This is a genomic window from Planktothrix sp. FACHB-1355, assembly GCF_014748295.1.
Classification (GTDB): Bacteria; Cyanobacteriota; Cyanobacteriia; order Cyanobacteriales; family Aerosakkonemataceae; genus Aerosakkonema; species Aerosakkonema funiforme_A.
In genome coordinates, this window is sequence record NZ_JACJUP010001162.1 from 1 (window position 1) to 2,115 (window position 2,115).

General features: G+C 45.9%; 3 protein-coding genes. All 3 read right to left on the bottom strand.

Annotated elements, in window-relative coordinates:
- Positions 1-413: hypothetical protein (locus tag H6S82_RS30240; RefSeq protein ID WP_191057249.1), on the bottom strand; the 413-nt coding region annotated here is incomplete at its 3' end.
- 166 nt (positions 414-579) lie between these two features.
- A complete protein-coding gene (locus tag H6S82_RS30245) occupies positions 580-1,641 on the bottom strand; it encodes a fatty acid desaturase (protein WP_190474584.1) in 1,062 nt (353 codons plus the stop codon).
- An 8-nt stretch (positions 1,642-1,649) separates the two neighbouring features.
- Positions 1,650-1,850, bottom strand: coding sequence for a hypothetical protein (locus H6S82_RS30250; protein WP_190474582.1), 201 nt, complete (start codon positions 1,848-1,850; stop codon positions 1,650-1,652).
- Positions 1,851-2,115 lie beyond the last annotated feature (265 nt).

Genomic DNA, 2,115 nt, shown 5'->3' on the forward strand with positions numbered 1-2,115 from the left:
CAAACAAAAGTCAAACCAATCCAAAACTTGGGAAGCCAAGCACCGTAACTCCCCTCTTCGGCAGGAAAAATATAAGCAGAAAGCCCCACAATTAGGGTAGGGAAAATCACTAAAGCCGCTCCCAGCAGCCAAAGAACTGCGGTAAGTTCAGAATCCTTCTGATGAGCTATTTTCCAGTTGCGACCCGTCCATCGCCAAGCCATTGGCTGCGAACTATCAGCCATTATCAGCAACTGATCGTTAAGGTTAGTCGTGAAAATATGGCGACAAAAGTTACAAGCAAAAGATTCCGTCAGGGTCAGTACCGAAAGCTCCCCGTAACGACAAACGGGGCAAATGTAGACATCATGAAGGTTGAGGCGTCTGTTTTCAGTTAGGGGAGTCAGCGACTGCTTAGGTATCGGTTGTGTCATGCCAAGAAACTGTTGGGAATTTCAAAAGTTGTATTGGCCGTAGTCTAACGAGTAGTGACTGGGAAGCCCTTCTATCCACAAATAGATTTTACAATTTGTGCAAACGCCCAGCCGCTTAAGCGACTGGGCATTTTTTAGTTAAAACTGAATTGCTTTTAACTACAGTTTATTTTTTATTGTCCTTGAGACTGGAATGGTAGCTTTGGAAAGATTCGTAGTTCTCCTGTGGATGATACAAGTGGCACTCGCTTACAATCTTGTTCATTAAAGACAAAGAGAAGCGGCATTCCCGTAAATACTGTCCCCAATTTTGTTTCAAACTGCGATGAGCCATTCGGAGATTATAGGAAGGAATGGCAGTAGAAAGGTGATGGGGAACGTGAACGTTGATATCGTGGCAGAGAATTTCCACCCAACGAGGGTAGTCGCAGTGAACGCTGCCAGCTAGTTGGGCCATAGCTTCGTTCCACTCGCTTTCTGGCTTAAAGGGAATTTCTGGATCTGTGTGGTGTACTAGGGTAAAGGTACTCATCCAAAAATGGTAAACTAGCCAGGGTGCTAACCAGAACTTGACGAAGCCCCAGATGCCGATCGTCGCAATTAGGATCGGGAAAGCGATCGCAGCTGTTACTAGCACCAGTAGCGACGAAAATTTCACTTGCGATCGCTGTTTGCCCTCAAATCGCGACCAATCAAAGTGCAAAAGGGCCCAATGCGCGATCGAACCCACCCACCAAAACCAGCCTCGGATTGCCTGATAACCCCACTGCAACGGGCGTCCCGCACTGCCATAAAACTCTGGCTTAAAAGGTTGCCAAGCATTATCCTCATCTAGCTTATTAGTGTGAGCGTGGTGATAATTGTGCAATATGCGCCAGCTGTGGAAAGGATAAATCAAAGGCAGCATCATTGTGTGACCCACCAAATCGTTCACCCACCGTCGGTTGGCAAATGAACGATGGCCACAGTCATGACCGATCACAAAAAAACCAGTCAGCGCCGTACCCGTAAAAATCCAACATAATGGCAACAGAAACCAGGGTGAAAAGGCGATGCTCACATAGCCCAGGCAAGCCAGCAAAACGCTGATCGCAACTGATGTCCAAGCTTTTCGCCGATCCTTGATGAATACTTCGCGCGGCAGAGTTTTCAATATATGTCTGAGGCGTAACTCCGAAGGGTTAAGAGTCAATGCCTGGTTCTGTGGTTTGATCGTCGATGCAGTCATGTATAAATTTAGAGGTCTCCAAATGCCAGTAAAGGTGAAGTACCCATTTCTGTATGCGAAGCATACAGGCTGTGCTGATGATGTGTTTTACCTTTTGAGAGAGCTTGTGCTAAAATCCCCGGCTTAAAACGAATTCCAGGTTTTTTGTTTATAAGCAGCAGTGCAGTTGGCAAAACTTTTGCCTTTATACCACAATCTTGTGACTGCACTATCATCGTGTGGCTCGATCGAGCCAAGCTGACATCCCAGCCAAGATGAAAGGAAAGTTTATTTTTGTAAGGCAGCAACTGAGCCTAGCAGGTAAGATACCTGCTATTTGCTTCTATCAGTTGTCATTTTTGTCCTAGTTCGCCACCTCTTGGTTCTCTAAGGTCACCTGTTGCTGTTTGATATTTTGTAGTTCTTGCAACAAATTTTCTACATCAGCTTGCAAATTCAAGAGCTTGACTTGCTGATCTGCCTGGTACACAGACT

Coding starts and splice junctions, on each gene's coding strand:
- H6S82_RS30245 (WP_190474584.1), bottom strand. CDS start 1,641: ATGACTGCATCGACGATCAAACCACAGAACCAGGCATTGACTCTTAAC.